The following is a 20,880-nucleotide window of genomic DNA, read 5'->3' on the forward strand; positions in this document are numbered from 1 at the left end:
AGTTACCAATTGTGATTAGATCGAATTACTACTCGCCAGAGTTTTCTGCCCCTAAGTCCCTTACCAATTGCAATAAGCTTAACCGCCGGGCGGGGGGACGGTCCATCGATATAGAGGGACTACTTTAGCAGTCGTGTCGTATTTTGATCTCTTGCCAGTATTCATTGCAGAGAAGGAGTTATTTCCTAAACAGCCATCCCATCCGCGCATGCCATGCACTGTTTACTTACTGTTCAAGCGTAGTCAGGCTCCTTATTGGCTAGGCTGATACTGGGGCAGACAACGCCCTAACCATGCTTTTGCAACTAAGAAAACTTCAGTGTTTTAGTGCTTTAAAGAATAATAAAAGCAGCAGGATATCTAGAGAATGTATTCTATTGAGGCAGGAAAGTCACTACCGGGCATAAGAAAAGCCCTGAGGGTGGTTACTCAGGGCTTTTCAAAGCAGAATATATCATACGGTGAGGCAAAGCCTCAATCGATTAATATCTTCCTCCACGGTTGTAGCCGCCGCCACCGCCGCGGTTATAACCACCACCGCCACCGCCGCGACGGTTTTCGCGTGGTTCAGCTTCTTTAACAACAATGGTACGACCATCCAGCTCCTGATCGTTCAGTTGGCGGATTGCTTCACGGGCTTCATCGTCATTTGGCATTTCTACAAAACCAAAGCCTTTAGAACGGCCTGTGTCGCGGTCCATGATGATCTTGGCAGAATCGACAGCGCCGAATTCTTCGAATGCGTACTGCAGGTCAGACTCCTGCGTGTCGTAGTTGAGCTTAGCAACAAAAATATTCATAAAACAAAATTGGTACTGTGACTGGCACAGCAAACTAAAAATAAGGTGAAAAATGAAAAAAACTAAGGAAAGGATAAAGTAGAGCGGAAGAATACCTGAACACTAGATCTGTTTACTTAATTAATTCCGTCACAAAGGTGCAATATATTTTGTTATGATGCTCGTTTTTCCAAAAAAAAGTTGACAAAACAGCACAATTTTTTTTAAAAAACCCTTTAACCTGCTTTAGGAAGCTCTTTTCAGGAATGAGAAAAGTCCTGAGCAAGTTCCCGGGCTTTCCAAAACAGAATATATCGCGCACTGAGGCAATCCCTCAAATGATTAGTACCTTCCACCACCACGGTTGCCTCGTGGTTCGGCTTCTTTGACTACAATAGAGCGACCGTCGAGGTCTTGTTCGTTTAGTGCATTAATGGCTGCACGAGCCTCTTCATCATCTGGCATTTCGACAAAACCAAAGCCTTTGGAACGGCCGGTATCGCGGTCCATGATGATCTTTGCTGAATCAACGGCGCCGAATTCTTCAAATGCATACTGCAAATCAGATTCGCGGGTGTCGTAGTTCAGTCTCGCAACAAAAATATTCATAACAAAAAATTAGTCCTCCGCATATGCGGAAAAGTCAAAAAAAAATAGAAATAACTAAGGAAGGATAAAATAGAAAGGAAAAGACAGACTAATTCAGCCTTTGGCTTAATTAATTCATTGCTAATTTAACACTTTTTGGACGGTTTTCCAAGCGGGAGTGCCTTGTTTTACTGCGGTTTGAGTGGACAGGCCCAGTTCATCAGCTTTCCTTTATCCACTTAGTGTATGTTTGCTTCCAAACATACACTTAAACTCGTCCTTAAGCTTTAATCCGAGACTGAATCATAGAAATCCGCTCCCGTGTACGCTTCACCAAGGTCTCAAGGCGGGCAAGTTGAACCTCACCGGCACGCTCAGAAAGGGATTTTTCAAAATAGACAAGTTGGCGCTCCAGCATGTCTAACTGGTCTTTTGAGGTGAGGGTGTCTATGTTGTCTACGCCAGTGCTTTGAAGTCTTTCACTGCTTTCCGTAGTAGATCTGGCTTCTCCCAACTTCCTCCTGACCTCCTCAAGTTGGTGTCTGGTTTCTTTAATTTGCTCTTCGAGGTTGAACTTCATAGATGGATCAAAAACCTTAATTAAAGCCTCATTAAAGGAGTTTAGCTTGCGTTGTAGTAGTGCCGCCTGATATTCCAGCCCTTGTCTTTCCAAGTCACTCAAGGAATTAACTTGTCCATCACTACCTGAATTGACAGGTTGCTCTTCCTGCACTTTGCCGAGAATCAGGTCTTCTTCCTCCAGACTATCCACCAAATCAATCATAGCATATTGGATTTGATTGAAGGTCAACTGAGCAGACTCACTGCGGATCGTGCCCTGATTTTGTTCCCGTTTAGTCCGATTGTAGCGGGCCTGCTGCATGATGATATCGGTCCCCCGGTAAGAATCATCGGAAATCAGGTCATTGAGCGTATCGAACACCCGCTCGAATTCTCCGGCAGCCAGGAAGCCTTTGAGTTGTTTTTTCAATCCCTTAAGGGTGGTGGGTTTCGCTTTTTTTGGAGCGGGTTTATCATCAGAACCTCTGCGAGTATCGAAGCTACTTCCACGGCTTGACGTAGCACCATCCGGCGCTGTGCCACGCTTCTCCTCCACCGGTTCATAAGCGAAGTCCTTGAGACGGAACATGAACTCGCCGCCCATGTCGCCCACATCGTACAAAGCTGCGCCACGTGGCAGCTGGTCTTTTGCATTTTGCCCTACTGCATAAAGGACCCTATTGCAAAATTCGGACACCCGCAGGCGTTTGTCTTGGTTGTTTTTTAACACTGCTAATACTGCTTGCGCAAAATGGCTATGCTGACCTGGACGTCCATCAGCAGAAATGGGCTCGTTGCGCCCAGCCGTGAGTAACCACCGTGATGGCATACTTTCCAAGCGATCTTTATAAGAATTCGACATACCAATTGTGAAAAATTGAAATTCATTAAACTTCTACTGTAATAACTTGATCTTTTACTAGGATTTCCTCGAAAAGGATATGCATTGATTAATATTATGACGAGTAGACTAACAACTTTTCAAGATTAAGGGTAATAATGCCTCTAAAGTATAAATAAGATGAGATATTTCATTAACGTTTTTGGGTAAAAATGCTACCCGAATAACAAGAATCAGCGATAATAAAAGTGTGCTTACTTTTTATGGCACGGATCAGTCTAGTGATCACATCAAAGGATATGTAGGAAGCAGCTTGATTGATCTTAGCATCATAGGGAATCCAGTACCCAACGTCCAAAGTCCGGTCGTACTCGCCGTGCCCAGCAAAGTACATCAGGAAGTTATCGTCCTCACCGATCACATCTACCAAGCTCCGGAGATGCTGAGTGATATTGGCTATAGTCGCTTCCTCGTCGAAATGACAATGAGTAAAATCAGCATCAAACTGGTACTTTTCCTCCAAAACCCTTTTGATTTTTTCAGCATCCATGCGAGAATTATAAAGCCGAGGCATATTAAGATACTGATCAATTGCCACTATGTAAAGGTAGTTCTTGCCCCTTGGCTGATAATTGCTCAAATCTATACCTCCTAAAAATGTACCACGTGATTCCAACTGCTCCACTTGTTGAAGTGCAACTTCTGCAAGGGAGTGACCTTTGAATCGTAGTGCAAACTCCCTGTACAAAACTGACTTGTTGGATTTCAGGACTTGCTGCCAATAGAAAAATGGGGAAGCTTGGTAATTCACGGTACGGGAGGGTCGATCAATTGCCTCCCCAATCCTATGGCTAAACTCAGTAATTTGTTCAGGGGTTAACAAGGGGTAAATCTCAGAGCGGTTTCGAGGCTCAGTCCGAATATCCACAAAACGGGCAATATCTTCCAGCCCCAGTAGTAATGTATGCAAGCGAAAGTTTACCTCGTCGACGGTATAATCCAGCAGTTTCTGTCCCACTTCAATTATCTCATTAGTTAGGGGAGTCTGTTGAAAGTAAGACTGAGCTATTGAGGTGAAGGGTAAGTAGTCATACCCGATAATCAAAACCTGTATCCGCTCGTCTAGCTCAAGGATAGAGACAATGCCCATCAGCCACTGCTGTTCCAATGCATTTAGGGTGTCAAAAAAACTGGTGTCCAGCATTTCTTCGACCCGCACCATAGGATTATCAACTGCATTGCTAATGAAATTAGGGAAATGGTCAAAGAGGATGTGAGCCATAGGACTGATCACAAATGTGACTTGATTCAGCGGAAATCCCTCAGGCAGTATTTTGGCGGTTTCAGGCACATCTGTCCAATCGTCCAAAGGTGCACAAAAAACGGACCTTTGGTGTCGCAGCGCTGACAATAAGCCCTCCGATGCTTCAGTCGGATTTAGCCAGGTCTCACCCAAGGCGATGACGACAGAATTTGACAAAAAAGCTCCCTTATCCGCATAAGCTTCAAGCTGACCACGGAGTAAGCGCAACCAGTGAAAAGATGGCGGGTCGTACTTACCCTCTTCTGTCAACTGGTCTATCCAGTCCTTCCCTTTTCGTGGGGGCATGTCCCGCAGGACTTCAAATGCCTCCCGCAGCCGGTAGTTAGGCTCCAGCCCACGGGCTTCAAAAAATAAAGCCCGGCCAAACGGCTCCAATGAGGGCGCCTGCAATAGTGCTACTAGTTGCTTAGCCGAAAGCCGGTTCTCATCCAAATTTCCAATCAACACCCGGAAGTCGGCAGCGCAGACAGCAGAATTACTGTCAGCACTACTTCCAGCTACTTTAGCAGTCCAGGTCCCGCTGCCTGTTTCCTCTGGCTGAGCGGGTGCGGGCATTGGCTCCTCAAGGCGGTGAACCTGATCGAAAGGTTCCGCAGCGGTCATCACCTTAAGATGCATTTCTGAATTCCCCCAGTTGAATGCCTTTTTATACGCTTCAAATTCAATGGGGAGCCGGAGCACCACGGACTGCCCGGGCTGGAGGCTGCCCCTGCCGCTTTCTTCAGCCGGTGCCGTATAGCCTGTGACCCCGAAGCGTTGATCAATAACCCAAACTATAAAGTAGAGTTGGGTTGGGCCTAAGTTTTCCACTTCGAGAAAAATCTCCGGCTCTTCCTCCTGGTAATCAGCCACCCTAATCACTCCTTCTTCGATGCGCAGGACCTGTTTTTGGTAGAAAAAGCGTAATTCGAGGAGCGATTCTGATTCGACCAGCAGCTGCCGTAGTTCCTCTACCCGGGCGACCTGCCAAAGTACTGCCCTGGCGCTCAGCCGATTGGTGGCTATGGGCCAAACCGCGGTTAAGGGCTGATTGGGGTTCAGGCTTGGGCTCAAGTAGAAATGCGCCTGCGTAAAGTGCAGGGTATAGTCGGCTTCCACTTCCTGTTCTGCCCACACCACGCCCGCTTCCTGCAACTGCCGGTCGACCCGCAGCTCAGCTGCCTGTGCCTCGTGCCAGGGCAGGTAGTTTAGGTAAATTGCTACTTGCTCCAGAGTAACTGCTACTTCCCGGGGTTCGGGATCGGCCGGGCGCAGGAGTTCAAGCACAGCCTTCGGCACCCGCGCCCTTAGTGCATCAGCCTGGTTACTCCTACCTTCCCGGATGTAGGGGCGGATTTGTTCCAGGGCGGCCCGGGCCCCGGCCTTGTCTGCTGCTTGCAGGCGGTTGATGCCTTCAGCCAGCTGCCGCACTACAGCAAGGGTAGGGGCCGGTCCCCTACTCTCTTCCGCCAGCGCTTCCTGGGTTTTTGCCCAACTGAGCATCAGCCCTACCCGGTTCTGCCCCTTACCGGTCAGCACCGTATCGCTAAGGGCATCCAGGATGCGGGCAGCAGCGCGGTGGGGCGACAGCCAGGCATCAGCATTCCAATCCTGAGCTTCGCGAAAAATGGCAGAGGGGACCTGAGCGGGGCAATGCTGCAAATAAGCTTTCATAAACCGGGCCAGCCGCATCAACCGGTCCGGGCCGAAGTAGGGCGATTGCCCCAGCCAGGACAGTAAGGGGTCACGCAGCCCCTCGTATAACTCGTACTGACTGTAGCTCATGCGTTGGAACAGCGGGCTATTCAGCAGCAGCCCAGCAGCGGAGGGGGGCAACCCGAGGGGTTTCCCCGTTTCGTCTTGCCGGCAGTTAAGCCATAACTTTTGGGCCAGATGGGGCGTCAGTGCCACCGGAAAAGCCAGATGAGCGGCAAAAAAGTGCCAGGCCGGGGCAGTGTGCTGCTGGGTAAAGCGCTGCCAGCGGCGTTGGGCTGAAGGGGATTGGAATTGAGGTGCAGCCATCAGCGCAGCGCTTTGCGCACAGCCTGAGCCATGCCGGTTTCGGTAATTTCAAACATTGGGGCAGCCTGGGCGAAGAGGGCGGCAGTTGTCCCCTCCCATTGGGCGGCCGGCAGGGGATTAAACCAGGCCAACCGGGTTTGCAGCGCTTTTAATGCGTTCAAAAAAGCCAGCATTGCCGCTGTTTTTCGGCTATCGTAGCCAGCTGAGGCCCCACCGCCGTCACTAAATACCAGTACCTGCTGACCGAACGGCCAGGCTTTAGCCAAGGTGTCAAGGTAAACGCCCTGCGTGAGCCCCTCCTGCCGGAAAAGCCGGAAACGCTCGCCGCGCTGGCCGGGCGCACTGGAGAAATACAGCAGCTCAACCTGGCTGTTGGCATCAGGCTGTTCAAGCAAATCCACCCAGGCTTCGCGCATTTGCCGGAAAGGTACCATGCCTGGGCAAACATCCAATAGCACGACCCACCGCTGCGCGAAGCGCCACGACTCCTCCCAAACCAGGTCTGCTAAAAAACCCTGCTGAGCCAGCTTGCGCACCGTGCCTCCGACATCGACCTGACGGGAAGGCATACGGTAGCGTTGTTGCCGCAGTTTTCGCCACAGTTGCCGGGCGTAGCGGGGGCGGAAGGGCAAACTAAGGTGGTCTCCAAATACAAAGGGGGTCTCCAGAATAGAAGCGGCAGCGGGCGGAGCACTACCCGTACCGTTGCCCTCTCCTGCTCCAAATTCCAATTCGATGTCGGCAAGGGCGGGTGCTCTGGACAGATTTGGCGCTGGGCGGTCAGTATTTTGCTCCGCTCCGGGCGGAGGCATAGGGGGCAGGGGCCCGGGGCTGGGTATTGGCTCAGGTTTAGGGGTAGGCTTGGGGACCACCCCTGGTTCGGGTAACGGCGTTGATAGCTGGAAGCACTCGTGGAAAAGCTGCTCAAACCGTGGCGCCAGGGCGGGGCGGCTCAACCAAAGGGCCTTGCAAAGATCCAGTAATCCTTCCCTGCTCTGGCCATGCCCGGCGGCATATAGCATTAGAAAATCGGCGTACTGAGCACCGTCCAGGGGCAGTTGCAGCTCGCTTCGGAGCCGGGTAAAAAAGGTATGCAAAAAAGGAGCAGCAACTTCCATTAGGCATCGGGTTGACGGTTAGACTGCAAATCGGAAAGGCTCTTGAGCAGGACCTCAGCATGAGGCAGCTCTCCATCCGTCAGCGGCGGTGCAGCCGACTGCCCGGTGAGGAAATAATAGTAGAGTACCCGCAGCCAATCCAGCAACTCGCTGGTGGATGGCAGTTTTTCGGTATTGGGATTGGCCTGCATGCGCTGGTAGAGTCCCTGGAATTGCTCGACTACCTTTTCGAGCCAGCCGTCTGGCAGGGGCTTTTGGTGCTCTAGTTCAAGCCGGCGGGCGTTCACCTGGGCAATCTCCAAAAGCAGCTCCGGGCCGGGAAAATCGATGTAGAAAAACACACAACGCCGCAGGAAGGCATTAGGCAGCTCCTTTTCATCATTACTGGTCACAATCGTTATCGGCGGATGGGCAGCCTTGATGGACTCCTTGGTGTCTGGTATCTCAAAGCGCTGCTCTTCCAGCTCCCGGAGCAGGTCGTTGGGAAAATCAATATCCGCCTTGTCGATTTCGTCGATCAGGAGAACAGCCGGTTGGCCAGGCGTGCTGCTTTGAAAGGCTTCGCCCATCGGCCCAAAGGTGCGGTACTTCGTTTTGGGAGGCATAGGAGCGGAATCTCCCCCACCCCGCCGCGCTTCGATATCGCGCAACCGCCCCAGGTGGTCGTATTCATAAAGGCCCTCCCGGGCTTTGGTAGTCGACTTGATGTACCAGGAGAAAAAGTGGCTTTCCCAGTCTTCCGCGTACAGTTCGTAGGCCACAGCCTCCGCCAGGCGAGTCTTTCCGGAACCCGGGGCACCCCGCAGCAGCAGCGGCCGGCGCAGTATGCGGGCATATTCCACCGCAGCGACCAGTTTGGGGCTAGGCCGGTACGGAGCCAAGGCGCGCCGGCTGGCGAATTCAGCTGCCTCTGATTCAGGTAACTCTCCCATGCGGGCCCTCCAGGCTTTGGATCCCGACTTTAAACCCTCCCCTGTGTATTTTTTGTAGCTGGTTTCTCCGGTCATAGCTGATTTTGCTTAAGTTCAAATAATTCGTCGATCAATTCCTGGGCTTGCAGGAAACAACAGCTTTGGTCGATGGCATCTTGCACTCGGCGGTTGACGATGGCTTGCTGATGCTCCGTAAGCAGGCGTCGGAAGGGATGGTCTGAGGCAAATTGCCCTCGGTGCTTCAGATGCCACTCCCTCAAAATGCTTGGCTTCACAGGCTCAACGGGTGGGAAGACTAGGTGAGCGAACTGTGCTCCAGCGGGCGGCGGTGGCAGATGAATGGGCAAAGGGCTATTGCTGGCCTGTCCGGGGTCCAGGCTTTTGCTAACCAAACAAAATATCAATGGGTTTGCCGTAGCCGGCTCCAGTGGCATAGCCAACAAATCCTGCCAAAGCGACTGAGCAGCATCCTGCAAAGCATTGATCGGCAGGCTGTCCATTAGGTCGTTAAGCACAATAACTACCGGGTTCGCTTCCAAGCGCTCCCGCAGGGCAGCCGTAGCTTTTGCAGCGTCTACTGGTATACCATTCAGAACAGCTGGATCCAGAAACGGGTAAATGTTCTGCCAGGCAAAGGAGGAGCTGAAATATTCTGAGTACTGCGGGCCCAATTTGACTTCAAACAAATCTCTTTGCAGGTCCAGGTCTTTCCCGGTGTAGGTGCGAATGAGGTGTTTGAGGAATAACTCTTGTCCGCAGCGTGGTGTGCCCTGCAGTATAAAAAACAATTTATTGGTCTTTACATCCCAGTTCCGAAGCTGTTCCCACTGCACCTCGAAGTTAAAAGATTCAAAAATCTGTTGTAGATTCTTTACGGATAATCCGAGCTGCTCCGTTAAGGCTGGCCCGAATGCTTGTTCGATATGCGGTATGAGCTTATTGTTTGCTTCCAAAAAAGAAAAAGTCATGTAGGTCTCACCAAGCTTCTCAAAAACCCCTTCCCTGAGCATCTGCCGTTCTTTCAGAAATTGTATGCCCGCGTCCAAGCTCTCATCTCCGACTACGACAATTTTACCCTTCTGTGGATTCACGAAATCTGGCAGCCAACTAAGGCGTTCCTCAATATGCCGCCGCAAGGCACTGGTAATGATGTAAATGATGGCATCAGCGGCATCTACCGCAGCCTGCCGCTCATCGAGCCGCAGCTCGTCAATTTCCCAAACGTTATAAGCCGTGATATTCTGACCAGCGAGGTAATTCAGCAGGCGCTCCCGGTAGCAAACGGCTTGGTCTTCATCGGCATGGACGAAAAGTAACTTCCGGCTGCCCGCCCCGGCTGCTTCCAGGCGATTCTGCACATTGACAGGGACTAACTGCCATTCCTTATCCGAAACTGACTGAGACTTTAGCGCCCAGGGAAAAGCGGCCCCTCCCAGGTCTATCCCCCCAAATAGGCTATTGGCGTTATCCTTTTCTGACTGGAAAAAATCCTGGGTGCTTTGAAATGCCTCCCGAAGCCTCGCCCCGTTGCCCAATGCCTGGTAGAACTTGCCAGCAATTTTAGCGGCATCCGCATCCGAAACTTCTTCCCCCGTGCCCAGTACAGCAGGCACTCCGGCATCCAGCAATTGATCGGCAACCGGCTGGCTGTAGCAGCTGTTGAGGAATACCAAGCGCAGCTCACGAGCGGGCCCTTCCAAAAATGCCGACAACCGGTCTTTATGCAGCAGTTGGGGCTGGCCGCTGGCGTCTTGCAAAATCAGCCCGTGCCGACCGGAGTGCCCGGAGTAGTGCAGCACACGGATACGGGCAGCTTTGTCCAAGTGATGAAAACGATCAAATAAAACCTTAAATGTAAACTGGGCAAGGGGCTCTATTTCAACGATATTGCGCTGTTGAGCTCGGAAAGTAGCATCATAAATATACTCACGCTCCTTGCTAATAGCAGGTAAATGCCCATCATTTGCAGTGCAAAAAAGTATAAGTTGTGAATCTGACATAAAACTCTTATTCAATCTCCACCATCCCAGGCTCAAACACATCCTCATCAATTGTGGCGTAGGGCGTCGCTTCTTCCTGTCCGCCGGCGCCTTTACTGCGAACAGTCTCTCCGATTGCCAGTGCACCGCTTTGCTGATCCATTTCCAAAAGCAGGCAGGAAAAAGCAAAAGTCAGATAGTCTTCCCCTTCAAAAGTGATGGACTTGCCGCTTTGGGTATTGACTTTGACCTTAGCGTCGACATCAGCCAGATAGGGCTGCAGCTCGGGCAGCGAAGCATCAAATTCGCTGTCGTTGGTCTTCTCTATATTAATGGTGAAGCTTTTGCTGACAATGGCATCGGAAACCAGCAACATGCGGTAAGGGTCCTCGCCTTTGAAAACCCCTAGTGAGCCATGCCCAAGGTCAATATTTCGCCCCCGAAGTACACTGCCTAGTTGTGCGGGATCAATAAACCGCCGCTTGCAATTGGTAAAACTAAAACTAATCTCTTTAACCCCTTTCAGGCTGGCACCAATAGGTGCGGGCGACATGCCAAACCCGGAAAGGAACCCTTCCAGGATTTTCAGCCCGAAGTTTAGGCTGATGGACTTCGAACGGTCCAAAGCTGCATTGGCCATAGCGGATTCCCGGATGTCAATTTCAATGGGCTGACCATCGGATAAAAGATACTGCAATTCTCCCCGGTAGTCCATCTTGCTGCCTTTCTGCCCCATCACAACCAGTGGCTGCATGCGGGTTTCGGGAATTCTAAGGGGAAAAGCATTAAAAGTATCCCGCAGGAGGTCGGTGATATCGTTTTTGCAAATTCTGAAAAAGCCCATGATTTAGTTTTTTACAAAAGTTGATCGATTACCGCGCTAAAGCGCAATGCTACATTCTGATAGCCTTCCTGGTCCGGGTGGATCTCATCGGCCCATTGATAAGGTTTGACCGCACCGCGAAGGTCTACGTGCGTGACCTGCTCAAAAGCACTTCCAACCTCCATCAGCCGTTTATTGAAGGTGTCGATAAGGTAGCGAACGATGGCCTGTCGGTCTTCCGGTATAATAATACCTTGTGCCGTCATCGGCTTGCCGAGCCAGCTCATGCCTTCTTCATTTACCCCCTTAGGAATGACATAATCGTACCCGTGGGTTATGATTCTGACCTCCGGCTGTTCGACTTTCAACCGTTGAAACACCTGCCGGTAGAGCGCCATGATGGCATCAAGCTCATCCTGAAGGCGTTGGTTCAGGAAGCGTTCCGGCTGTTCACCCGGAGGCGCTGTGGCTACTTCTGCGAAAGGTAGCAAAAAGTCTTTAAACTGATCGCCCAGAATATCATTGCCGCCGCCGCTGATGAGGAAAAAAGTGGGTGCTTTTGGTTTTTCTCCCAATATATTTGCCACTTCTTCCACAATATCCTGCAGGTCTTTGAAGGCATCGAGATATTCGCCTGACATTAAATAATTACGCATTTCGTCACCGGCAGCGCCCCGGCTAAATATATTATAGCTCAGGCTCAGATGGTCGATAATTTCCATAATGGTCGGGTGCTGAAACCAGGAATCCCCTTCTGAGACGATAAGCGGGCGGTGGTAGTACTTACGGAGCCGGCGCTTGAAATTGCGGCTGCGCTGATACCGGGCCCAGGAATTGGCAGCGCCCAACAGGGTATTCCAAAACAGGCTTTTGCTGCGCGTACGTTCCTGACCGGCTGTGATGAGCTGTATTTCAGGTTTTAGCACCAGCTTGGATTCCAGGGCATCAGTATCCAGGTAGAGCCCGGCTGCCAGAGGCGCGCGCTCCGGGTCTGCCAGCCAGGATTTCAGGGCTTCCTCTCTTACGGTATTGTAATTGGGATTCTGCAAGCGGATCCCGATGCGTTGAGTCGTCCAGTCCTTCACGGGCTCACCACCGAGGTCTGGCATCATCCGGCTGCGGGGCACGATTAGGTGATCATAGGCAATCTCTGATTCTGTACTCACGATTAGCTTAAACCAGCCTTGTCCGTAAGGGCGGTTCTGAAACTGTTCTTCCTCCCCTATCGTGTAAGGGATGATACCGCTCCTGTGTCCGAACAGCCACATGCTTTGGCCGGGCTCCAGACGGGTGACCGGTTGTTCCACGAGCCCGGGGGTGTATTTGCGGTCTACCGAAAGGTTACTCTTGCACTGATCGCTTAGGATGAGCAGGCAAAAGTATAGGGGACGGTCGAATTGATTCGTTAGCTTGACTTTAATCCGGGCCTGTAGCTTCCCGTTGCTTTTATTTTCTTCAAATGCATCGATGGTAAAGTCCTCTCCCTTAGCCTGTATGACGGACCAACCGCCGGCTTTTTCCTGAAGAACCTCCACTCCGATTGGCGGCCGGTCCAGTACTTTGAGCTTTGGGTTGTGAAGGCTGTACGCAAAAGTCCAGCGGGCCGCCATTTGTACCTGCCCGATCAGCCTCTCCAGGATAACATCTTCTTCCAGCGAATCAAAAGAGAAAACCTCCCCAAATACCGGCCGGTAGGGGTCAAACTTGCGGGTGATGTAAGCCAAACCATCCCTGAAGTGCACCACAAAGTCCGCATTTACCTCGGATGAAGTAACCAGGACCGGGTCAGGCAGGGCTTTAAGTGCAGTGATGGCTCGCTTTCGCAGCTGTTCTTCTCCCATCGTATCCTCTATGAATATATGGATGGGATAGTTTTGCATCGACGCCACCGACACCTGATAGCTTTTCTTTTTATCCAACACACTGCGCTGCTCAAAATCGATATCCAGGGTGCTACTTACATCCATAGCTTCACCGATCTTACAATCTAACGACGTGCCATCTTTTAAATGTAGCCGGGCATCTGCTCCGTCTGTCAAACCATGCATCATACCCATATTTAGGAGCCAGCCTTCGGTCGTGCTGTAGTTAGCCCGGCCATAGCGTTTCCCTTCCGGATCTACTTTTTGGTTAAGAAAGCCCCGGTAGACAAGATCCATGCCGGCGCCCAGGGTTAGTATCTGTGGGTTTTGCGCATGTTTAAATCGGATGTAGTTGGATAAGAGCTGATGCAGGGTGGTGTAATCGATAGCACCGCCCGTCTGCTCCAGCACCTGAATCAGGTAAGAAGTGAAAACGCCACGCCCTCCAACTTCTAGAGCCGCCTGATCGTCCCTCGCAGCAGCTAGTTGTACCATCGGCGGGCTGGGCAGCAGTGCACCCAATCCGGGACCAGATAGCTGATCCGGCTGAAAAGCATTCGCAAAGAGGAAATCGCTCCAATCCCGCTGTGGGAATACGTGTGTAAAGCGCCGCTCCCGAACGTCCTCCTCGTCCAACCCCAAAGACCGGACATTATCTCCCGAATGGCAACAGTCAAAAATGGTTAGCAGGTGAGGCGAGTCCGATCCGGACCGGTAAAAAGCCTGGTTAAGCAGGTAGCGCAGTTCCTTGTCCGCCATCAGTGACAAAGGTGCCCCGGGAGGCGCATAGCAGGCAATCGATTCCAGGCAGCCATCCCGCTCTTCCGTCCAAATACTGGTATCGGCTTTTTCCTGGGCGCCATGCCCGGAAAAGTAGAGCAGGGCAACATCGTCGGGCCCAGCCTGGCTTAAATGGTTTAGAATACCATCAGCTATAGCAGCTTTGGTGGCGGCTTTATCGAATAGTACTTTAAGGCTTCCGTTGGTATCGAGTCGGGGGTCGCTCTCCAGGTAGGATTGAAGGGCCCGGGCGTCCGGAACACAGCCGGATAATGGGCTGGTCGGATAATCATTAATACCGATCAGTAACGCCCACAGCTTTGTAGTGTTTGCCATTTCATTTAGGGTTTTAAGGGGTTTCTCATTCCAAAAATGCCAATTTTATTTGATATGACGAAAAATCAACGCTGTAATAACCGCACAAAAAACACTGCGCCGTGTTTCTTGTTTCTTCCCAAGCCTACCTCTTGGGATAGCGGGCCACCCCAGGACAGGCTACCGCCGCGCAGCAGATTCCCGGTAATGGGTAGGGTGGAATAAGGCATAATCCTTTACCTTTGACACTAAATTTTAACACTTTCAATTAAAACTGAAAGTTTAGAAAGACTGTTCCCTTGATTAAGAACTGAACGATATGACCCTCACTGCAAGAAGAATCGACCACATCCTACAGGACAAAACACTGTCCGCCCCCCTGCAAGCCATCGCTGAAAAAATCCTCAACGACGAGCGCATCACGCCCGAAGAAGGGCAGCTGTTATTTGAAAAAGGTGAACTGGGCTATCTCGGTGCACTGGCCAACTATCAGCGGGAGAAGCGGCATGGCAACCGCACCTATTTCAACCGCAACTTTCATGTGGAGCCAACAAATGTTTGCCTGTACACCTGCACCTTTTGTTCTTATTCACGCCTGATCAAAAAGCGGGAAGAGGGCTGGGAATACAGTCTGGAGGACATCCTGGATATCGTCAAAAAGTATGATGGCGAACCGGTAACTGAAGTGCATATCGTGGGAGGCGTATTGCCACAGTACGATGTGAAGTTCTACACCGAGCTTTTCAAAGCCATTAAGAAGCACCGCCCTGACCTGCACGTCAAAGCGCTCACGCCGGTAGAATACCATTACATTTTCAAAAAAGACAAGGTGACTTACGAGGAAGGCATGCGCATCATGAAAGAAGCAGGGCTGGACAGTATGCCGGGCGGAGGCGCAGAGATTTTTCACCCTGAAATCCGGGATCAGATTGCCGGCGGTAAATGCTCGGGCGAGCAATGGCTTCGCATTCATGAGATCTGGCATGAACTGGGCATGCGCTCCAACGCAACGATGCTGTACGGGCATATCGAAAGGTTTGAGCACCGCATCGACCACCTCGAGAAACTCCGCCAGTTACAGGACAAAACCGGAGGGTTCCAAACCTTTATTCCGCTGAAGTTCCGCAATCAGGACAACCAAATGAGCCATGTACCGGAATCTACGGTTGTGGAGGATATGCGCAACTACGCCATCAGCCGCTTATACCTCGATAATTTCGACCACATTAAGGCTTACTGGCCGATGATCGGCCGGAACGTTGCCCAAATGCTGCTCAGCTTTGGCGTTGACGATATCGATGGCACCATTGACGACACGACTAAAATCTACAGCATGGCTGGCTCAGAGGAACAGACACCGGCTATGAGCACTCGGGACCTGGTCAACCTCATCCGCCGTGTAGGCAGAGAACCCATAGAAAGGGATACGCTTTACAATGTGATCCAGGACTATACCGACCACGTTTTTGAAGAAGATGAACAATTCAAAGGGTACACTGCTTTACCCGTTGTAAACCGATAACATGGACAAACACGTTTATATCGTCCGCCACGGTCAAACCGAATACAACCGGCTAGGTATTGTGCAGGGCTCCGGTGTGGATTCTTCACTCAATGAGGTGGGGAAACTGCAGGCACAAGCCTTTTACAAAAGCTACTATACTGCCGGATTCGATACCGTCCTGACGTCTACCCTGAAGCGCACACATGAAACAATGGCGCCTTTTATTGAAAGAGGGCTAACATGGGAGCAGCACTCAGAAATCAACGAAATTTGCTGGGGCACGCATGAGGGGCAGATCAGCACACCGGACATGCACTTGCAGTACAAAGAAGTTACGGAAGCCTGGGCATCCGGAGATTTCGATGCCCGCCTGGAAGAAGCCGAAAGCGCCCGGGAAATGGGCGACCGGCTGGCTCAGTTTGTGGACATGCTCAGTCAGCGCCCGGAAGAGCGGATTCTCGTTTGCAGCCACGGCCGGGCAATGCGCGCCCTGATGTGTATCCTGAGTGGGAAATCCCTGCGGGAAATGGACAGTTTCAAGCACCATAACACCGGTTTGTACAAAGCCGCTTATGAGTCGCAGCAGTATACTTTCCTGCTCGAAAATGACATCGCTCATCTGCAGCACCTGAATATCAATCAACATTGATGGATAAAATACGCCTTACCGCGGTTTCTTACCTCAACACGAAGCCATTGCTGTATGGACTGCTCAATAGCACGCTGGCCCCTCAGCTGGACCTGGAACTGAATATCCCTTCTGTTTGCGCAGAAAAGCTGACACGGGGTGAAGCAGACCTGGCGCTTGTTCCGGTAGCCGTATTGCCCGAGCTTGACAACCCACATGTGATTTCGGACTATTGCATCGGTACCGTGGGTGCAGTCAAAACGGTATGCATCTACAGCGATGTACCCATCCAACAGGTGGAAACGGTTTATCTGGACCATCACTCCCGTACTTCTGTTCAGCTCACCAAAGTGCTGCTGAGGGATTATTGGAGCCTCTCACCCGCCCTCTTACCGGCAAAGGAAGGCTACATTAAAAAAATTGGCGGACGCACTGCAGGGCTGGTTATTGGTGACCGCACTATCGGGCTGGAACAACAATTCAAATACGTGTACGACCTGGGCGCTATCTGGATGAAGCATACGGGCCTACCTTTCGTTTTCGCAGCATGGATTAGTAACCGGCCGCTGCCTGCTGCTTTTGTCAGGCGGTTCAACAAGGCCCTGGCTTCCGGGGTGGCGCAGATAGAGAAGCTAAAGTATTTGCTGCCTTCCCCACATCCTGATTTCAGCGTGGAGGAATACTTCACTAAATATATCAGTTACGAATTTGATGCCGCTAAGCGTCAGGCTTTAAAACATTTCCTGGCGGCGATTGCCGATAAAACACCCGCCATCAGTGTAGCGGGATTGTAAAATACAAAACCCAACCTTATGAGCTCTGATTTTGAATATGCAACCCTCGGCGGAGGCTGTTTCTGGTGCCTCGAAGCCGTTTATCAGGAAGTTAAAGGTGTCCATAAAGTCACCTCCGGGTACGCTGGAGGGACAAAGGAGAATGCGAACTACAGCGCCGTTTGCTCCGGTACAACACAGCATGCTGAGGTCGTGCAGGTACAATTTGACCCGCAGGCGGTTTCCTTTGACCAAATCCTGGATATTTTCTGGACCATCCACGACCCGACAACCCCCAACCGGCAGGGCAATGACCGGGGCCCGCAGTACCGCTCTGTCATCTTCTACCACGATGAGGCACAGAAAGCCGAAGCAGAAAAGTCAATAGCAGAAACCGCTCCTCAGCTTTGGGACGATCCGGTTGTTACGCAACTTGCACCGCTCGAAGCCTTCTACCCTGCCGAAGTCAGCCATCATGATTACTACCGGAAAGTCGGTAACCGAAACCCGTACTGCACCTTTATCATTACGCCTAAGGTGAAAAAATTCCGGGAGCGTTTTGCTGAGCTTCGAAAGCAGTAACTAGTCACCTAAGTTGTTGGAAACCATAGCTTAGCACCCTGCTTGATTTTAAAATAAATTACATTTTTACTTTTCGCCCATCGTAAAGGTGTAGTTTTTTCATGAACCCCAAACTTTGGCAGTTGTCAGATTTGGTGTTACCTTTCCGTAGAAACCGACTTTTAACTTATGAAACTAGCGATCCCCAGAGAGGTCAACGACCCTCGCGTAGCACTTACGCCCGATGCAGTGGCTAAGCTGTCAGAATTGGGCATTGAAGTGTGCGTGGAAAAAGGTGCCGGCCAGGGTGCCTTCTACGCGGACGACGATTACGATGGCGGAACGGTCCTGGACCGGGAGGCATTGCTCAAAAGCGCCGATATGGTGCTGAGCATCCACCCGCTACCAGATGAAGACCTGGCCAAGCTTTCCCCCGAAACTGTCGTCATTGCCGAATTCAAGCCTTTTGCAGACGCGGAAATCACAGACAGGCTCAGAGGGTACAAACTCAAAGCTTTCAGCCTCGATATGATCCCGCGGACCACCCTTGCGCAATCCATGGACGTCCTTTCCTCCATGGCCTCCATCGCAGGCTACAAGGCGGTGCTCGAAGCCAGCCGCCTCCTTCCCCGCTATTTCCCGATGATGATCACCGCTGCGGGCAGTATACGCCCGGCTACGGTACTGGTGCTTGGTGCCGGGGTAGCAGGCTTGCAGGCTATTGCCACCGCCCGGAGGCTGGGTGCTCAGGTAGAAGCTTTTGATACCCGTTCTGCCGCTAAGGAAGAGGTTAAAAGCCTCGGTGCGAAGTTCATCGAGATCGAAGGCGCGAAGGAGGATACCGGTGCCGGCGGCTACGCCGTGGAGCAGTCCGAAGAATTCCTGAAGCGGCAACGGGAGGAAGTCCAAAACCGGGCCATGAAGGCAGATGTCATTATCACCACCGCTCAGGTGCGCGGGCGCAAGGCGCCGCTGCTTGTGCCTAAAAGCACGGTGGAGCAAATGAAGCCCGGCTCGGTCATCGTAGACCTGGCTTCCTCCACCGGTGGCAACTGCGAGCTTACGCAAGACAATCAGACCATCGTGCACAACAAAGTCAGCATTCTGGGCAACTCCAACCTGGCAGCCTTAATGCCGCAGAATGCCAGTCAACTGTACTCCAACAACGTGGTCAATTTCCTGAAAATTCTGGTCAAAGACGGTGCGCTCAACCTCGACCTCAGCAATGAGATCATCCGGGGCGCTTACATCACGCCTGCACCGGAGGCCAACGAAAATGAATAATCATGGATACCTTCATTCAGTTCTTCAACGATGAGAGCAATTTGCTGCTCATCTACCTGCTACTCTTTACCATTATTCTGGGCTTTGAAGTCATTTCCAAAGTACCCACTGTACTCCATACGCCCCTGATGTCAGGTGCGAATGCCATTTCCGGAGTGGTCATCATTGGTGCCATTTTGCTCATCCGTCAGGCAGATCCTGATGACTATCTGACCCTTGGGCTTGGCTTCCTGGGCGTTATTCTTGGAATGGTTAATGTAGCCGGCGGTTTTGCCGTTACCGACCGTATGCTGGAAATGTTCAAAAAGAAAAAGTAACCCATCATGATTATCGACTTCATCATCAATATAGCCTACCTGATCGGCGCTTTGGCATTTGTATGGGGCCTGCGCCTGCTCAGCTCACCGGATACCGCCCGCAAAGGGAACATCGTTGCCGGTGTAGGCATGGTTATCGCTATCGTTGCCGCTATCGGTCAGCCGATTGAAGGGGCTTCCAATAATTACCTGTGGATCATCGGTGCCATCGTTATTGGCGCTATCGTGGGGCTGGTTTCTGCCAAAAAAGTGCAGATGACCGCTATGCCCCAAATGGTCTCCATCTTTAATGGGCTGGGTGGTGCCTGTGCCGTGGTGCTGGCTTACGCCGAGTTGGTGCCTTACTACAGTGGCATCAAGGAACTGGACATGGCCGGGCTCATCATTATTTTGCTGGCTTTGCTGATCGGTGGTATTTCCTTTACCGGTAGCATGCTGGCTTTCGCCAAATTGCAGGGGCTGGTCTGGGACAGCACCATCACCTTGCCCCGGCACGACATCGTCAATATGGTACTGCTCCTGATCACGCTGGGTATGGGTGGCTACCTCGTGGCGAGCGGTGTGGAAGGCGGGCTCTTGATGGGCTCTGTCTTTATGGTGCTGGCCTTGGTTTATGGCTTTTCCTTCGTAGCGCCCATTGGTGGTGCGGATATGCCGGTGGTCATTTCTCTGCTGAACTCTTTCACCGGGCTTTCCGCGGCAGTGACCGGCCTGATTTACGGCTCTCAGTTTATGCTTGTGGGCGGCATCCTGGTTGGCGCTTCCGGCACGATCCTCACTGTACTCATGTGTGAGGCCATGAACCGCTCCCTGATAAACGTTCTTGTCGGCGGTTTTGGTGGCGGTGGTGCTTCCGCAAAAGGAGCCGATGGCGAACAGGTGGCAAAGGAAGTCACCCTCAATGATGCCGCCATTCAGCTGTTTTACTCCCAAAGCGCGATTATTGTACCTGGCTATGGGCTGGCAGTAGCCCAGGCCCAAAAAGTCTGTAAGGAAGTAGATGAACTGCTGGAGAAGAACGGCGTGGAAGTCCGCTACGCCATTCATCCCGTAGCGGGCCGAATGCCCGGGCACATGAATGTCCTTTTGGCCGAAGCCGATGTCCCCTACCCCAAACTGCTTGACTTGGAGGAGGCTAATGATGCTCTGAAAAACACAGATATGGTCGTCATCGTGGGCGCCAACGATGTAGTCAACCCTGCTGCAGAGGACGACCCTGGCAGCCCAATCTACGGTATGCCTGTACTCAAGGTATGGGAGGCGAAGAATGTCATTGTCCTAAAGCGCAGTATGCGCCCGGGCTATGCAGGTATTGAGAACCCGCTGTTCTTCCACGAAAAGACACGTATGCTGTTCGGGGATGCTAAAGACACCCTGAGCAACCTGGCTTCTGAGATAAAAAGTTTGTAAATCGAAAAACCGCAGGCTGCTTTCATTTCATTATAGGTGCAGCCTGCGCTTTCCTCTATTCTCATTTAAAACTGCTCTTGCATGGCTGCAGGCGACTGGAAAGACACTTTACAGGCTGCCCGGGACGGGAATCTCAGCCTCCTTAGGTACCACCTTGACAATGGTGTCAACCCTAATTATCAGCACCCTGAGCTGTTAACCACGCCCCTTATCGAGAGTATTGAGCACCATCAGCATGAGGTCACGGCATACCTTCTAGCAAACGGAGCCGATCCAAAACTGAATGCCGGGTTCAGTTTAGACTCCCCAATGACTGTAGCCAGAAGGGTAAAGAATTATGTGGCTGTCCGGTTGCTGCGCCCCTATTATTCTTCTTTTTTGAAGCGTTTTTTCCTAAACCTTCTGAGGTTTATAAGGTCTGTATTTTGCTTTTTTGGCAGGTATTTTTAGTGTTTAAATTTTCAGAAAATCCTGGATGAGTAAAAGTTAAATATAAAAGT

The 20,880-nt window shown here is 51.4% G+C and carries 17 protein-coding genes; 8 read left to right on the plus strand and 9 right to left on the minus strand.

All coding sequences use genetic code 11. The features are described from left to right. Nucleotides 1-482: 482 nt before the first annotated feature. From IX84_RS23830 to IX84_RS23870, 9 genes are all read right to left on the minus strand, one after another. On the minus strand, nucleotides 483-800 hold the full coding sequence (locus IX84_RS23830; protein WP_044226758.1) for an RNA recognition motif domain-containing protein: 318 nt from the start codon (nucleotides 798-800) through the stop codon (nucleotides 483-485). Nucleotides 801-1,121: 321 nt separating this feature from the next. Next, on the minus strand, nucleotides 1,122-1,388 hold the full coding sequence (locus IX84_RS23835; protein WP_044226761.1) for an RNA recognition motif domain-containing protein: 267 nt from the start codon (nucleotides 1,386-1,388) through the stop codon (nucleotides 1,122-1,124). A gap of 259 nt (nucleotides 1,389-1,647) precedes the next feature. Next, entirely contained in the window at nucleotides 1,648-2,790 is a 1,143-nt protein-coding gene (locus IX84_RS23840) for a hypothetical protein (RefSeq protein ID WP_044226764.1), read from the minus strand. A gap of 172 nt (nucleotides 2,791-2,962) precedes the next feature. Beyond that, complete coding sequence (locus tag IX84_RS23845; RefSeq protein WP_044226768.1) at nucleotides 2,963-6,094, minus strand: caspase family protein; 3,132 nt, start codon at nucleotides 6,092-6,094, stop codon at nucleotides 2,963-2,965. Continuing rightward, nucleotides 6,094-7,212: a hypothetical protein gene (locus tag IX84_RS23850; protein ID WP_044226771.1), complete on the minus strand. Its 1,119-nt coding sequence runs from the start codon at nucleotides 7,210-7,212 to the stop codon at nucleotides 6,094-6,096. Before IX84_RS23850 ends, IX84_RS23845 begins: the two co-directional genes overlap by 1 nt. Further along, nucleotides 7,212-8,144 (minus strand): AAA family ATPase, encoded by a 933-nt coding sequence (locus IX84_RS23855; protein WP_044227264.1) that lies wholly within the window; start codon nucleotides 8,142-8,144, stop codon nucleotides 7,212-7,214. The genes IX84_RS23850 and IX84_RS23855 overlap by 1 nt, the downstream gene beginning before the upstream one ends. A 71-nt stretch (nucleotides 8,145-8,215) precedes the next feature. Further along, nucleotides 8,216-10,144 (minus strand): CHAT domain-containing protein, encoded by a 1,929-nt coding sequence (locus IX84_RS23860; RefSeq protein WP_044226774.1) that lies wholly within the window; start codon nucleotides 10,142-10,144, stop codon nucleotides 8,216-8,218. A 7-nt stretch (nucleotides 10,145-10,151) separates the two neighbouring features. Continuing rightward, nucleotides 10,152-10,967, minus strand: coding sequence for a gasdermin (locus IX84_RS33610; RefSeq protein ID WP_044226777.1), 816 nt, complete (start codon nucleotides 10,965-10,967; stop codon nucleotides 10,152-10,154). Nucleotides 10,968-10,978: 11 nt separating this feature from the next. After that, the gene (locus IX84_RS23870) at nucleotides 10,979-13,924 is read right to left on the minus strand and encodes a caspase family protein (RefSeq protein WP_044226780.1); all 2,946 of its coding nucleotides are present in this window, start codon (nucleotides 13,922-13,924) and stop codon (nucleotides 10,979-10,981) included. A 298-nt stretch (nucleotides 13,925-14,222) separates the two neighbouring features. On the opposite strand from IX84_RS23870, the gene mqnE reads away from it, so the two are divergent. The 8 genes from mqnE (at nucleotide 14,223) to IX84_RS23910 (ending at nucleotide 20,830) form a co-directional block, all read left to right on the plus strand. Beyond that, the gene (mqnE, locus tag IX84_RS23875; RefSeq protein WP_044226783.1) at nucleotides 14,223-15,425 is read left to right on the plus strand and encodes an aminofutalosine synthase MqnE; all 1,203 of its coding nucleotides are present in this window, start codon (nucleotides 14,223-14,225) and stop codon (nucleotides 15,423-15,425) included. A 1-nt stretch (nucleotide 15,426) separates the two neighbouring features. Next, nucleotides 15,427-16,056: a histidine phosphatase family protein gene (locus IX84_RS23880; protein WP_044226786.1), complete on the plus strand. Its 630-nt coding sequence runs from the start codon at nucleotides 15,427-15,429 to the stop codon at nucleotides 16,054-16,056. After that, nucleotides 16,056-16,829 carry a menaquinone biosynthetic enzyme MqnA/MqnD family protein gene (locus IX84_RS23885; RefSeq protein WP_044226788.1) on the plus strand — a complete coding sequence of 258 codons (774 nt, stop codon included), beginning with the start codon at nucleotides 16,056-16,058 and terminating at the stop codon, nucleotides 16,827-16,829. The genes IX84_RS23880 and IX84_RS23885 overlap by 1 nt, the downstream gene beginning before the upstream one ends. An 18-nt stretch (nucleotides 16,830-16,847) precedes the next feature. Further along, a complete protein-coding gene (gene msrA, locus IX84_RS23890; RefSeq protein WP_044226792.1) occupies nucleotides 16,848-17,390 on the plus strand; it encodes a peptide-methionine (S)-S-oxide reductase MsrA in 543 nt (180 codons plus the stop codon). A gap of 168 nt (nucleotides 17,391-17,558) precedes the next feature. Next, nucleotides 17,559-18,653: a Re/Si-specific NAD(P)(+) transhydrogenase subunit alpha gene (locus tag IX84_RS23895; protein ID WP_044226795.1), complete on the plus strand. Its 1,095-nt coding sequence runs from the start codon at nucleotides 17,559-17,561 to the stop codon at nucleotides 18,651-18,653. A gap of 2 nt (nucleotides 18,654-18,655) precedes the next feature. Next, entirely contained in the window at nucleotides 18,656-18,970 is a 315-nt protein-coding gene (locus IX84_RS23900) for an NAD(P) transhydrogenase subunit alpha (RefSeq protein ID WP_044226798.1), read from the plus strand. Nucleotides 18,971-18,976: 6 nt separating this feature from the next. Further along, on the plus strand, nucleotides 18,977-20,380 hold the full coding sequence (locus IX84_RS23905) for an NAD(P)(+) transhydrogenase (Re/Si-specific) subunit beta (RefSeq protein ID WP_044226800.1): 1,404 nt from the start codon (nucleotides 18,977-18,979) through the stop codon (nucleotides 20,378-20,380). An 81-nt stretch (nucleotides 20,381-20,461) separates the two neighbouring features. Beyond that, the gene (locus tag IX84_RS23910; RefSeq protein WP_052516350.1) at nucleotides 20,462-20,830 is read left to right on the plus strand and encodes an ankyrin repeat domain-containing protein; all 369 of its coding nucleotides are present in this window, start codon (nucleotides 20,462-20,464) and stop codon (nucleotides 20,828-20,830) included. The last annotated feature ends 50 nt before the right edge of the window (nucleotides 20,831-20,880 follow it).

Origin of the sequence: Phaeodactylibacter xiamenensis (assembly GCF_000759025.1) — a bacterium.
Classification (GTDB): domain Bacteria; phylum Bacteroidota; class Bacteroidia; order Chitinophagales; family Saprospiraceae; genus Phaeodactylibacter; species Phaeodactylibacter xiamenensis.

Bases quoted from the DNA above. Each gene is read 5' to 3' on its own strand.
- IX84_RS23905 (WP_044226800.1), top strand. From the start codon at position 18,977: ATGATTATCGACTTCATCATCAATATAGCCTACCTGATCGGCGCTTTG.
- IX84_RS23880 (WP_044226786.1), top strand. From the start codon at position 15,427: ATGGACAAACACGTTTATATCGTCCGCCACGGTCAAACCGAATACAAC.
- IX84_RS23835 (WP_044226761.1), bottom strand. From the start codon at position 1,388: ATGAATATTTTTGTTGCGAGACTGAACTACGACACCCGCGAATCTGAT.
- IX84_RS23850 (WP_044226771.1), bottom strand. From the start codon at position 7,212: ATGGAAGTTGCTGCTCCTTTTTTGCATACCTTTTTTACCCGGCTCCGA.
- IX84_RS23900 (WP_044226798.1), top strand. From the start codon at position 18,656: ATGGATACCTTCATTCAGTTCTTCAACGATGAGAGCAATTTGCTGCTC.
- IX84_RS23840 (WP_044226764.1), bottom strand. From the start codon at position 2,790: ATGTCGAATTCTTATAAAGATCGCTTGGAAAGTATGCCATCACGGTGG.
- IX84_RS23860 (WP_044226774.1), bottom strand. From the start codon at position 10,144: ATGTCAGATTCACAACTTATACTTTTTTGCACTGCAAATGATGGGCAT.
- IX84_RS23855 (WP_044227264.1), bottom strand. From the start codon at position 8,144: ATGGGAGAGTTACCTGAATCAGAGGCAGCTGAATTCGCCAGCCGGCGC.
- IX84_RS23910 (WP_052516350.1), top strand. From the start codon at position 20,462: ATGGCTGCAGGCGACTGGAAAGACACTTTACAGGCTGCCCGGGACGGG.
- IX84_RS23830 (WP_044226758.1), bottom strand. From the start codon at position 800: ATGAATATTTTTGTTGCTAAGCTCAACTACGACACGCAGGAGTCTGAC.
- IX84_RS23885 (WP_044226788.1), top strand. From the start codon at position 16,056: ATGGATAAAATACGCCTTACCGCGGTTTCTTACCTCAACACGAAGCCA.
- IX84_RS23845 (WP_044226768.1), bottom strand. From the start codon at position 6,094: ATGGCTGCACCTCAATTCCAATCCCCTTCAGCCCAACGCCGCTGGCAG.
- IX84_RS23895 (WP_044226795.1), top strand. From the start codon at position 17,559: ATGAAACTAGCGATCCCCAGAGAGGTCAACGACCCTCGCGTAGCACTT.
- IX84_RS23870 (WP_044226780.1), bottom strand. From the start codon at position 13,924: ATGGCAAACACTACAAAGCTGTGGGCGTTACTGATCGGTATTAATGAT.
- IX84_RS33610 (WP_044226777.1), bottom strand. From the start codon at position 10,967: ATGGGCTTTTTCAGAATTTGCAAAAACGATATCACCGACCTCCTGCGG.
- mqnE (WP_044226783.1), top strand. From the start codon at position 14,223: ATGACCCTCACTGCAAGAAGAATCGACCACATCCTACAGGACAAAACA.
- msrA (WP_044226792.1), top strand. From the start codon at position 16,848: ATGAGCTCTGATTTTGAATATGCAACCCTCGGCGGAGGCTGTTTCTGG.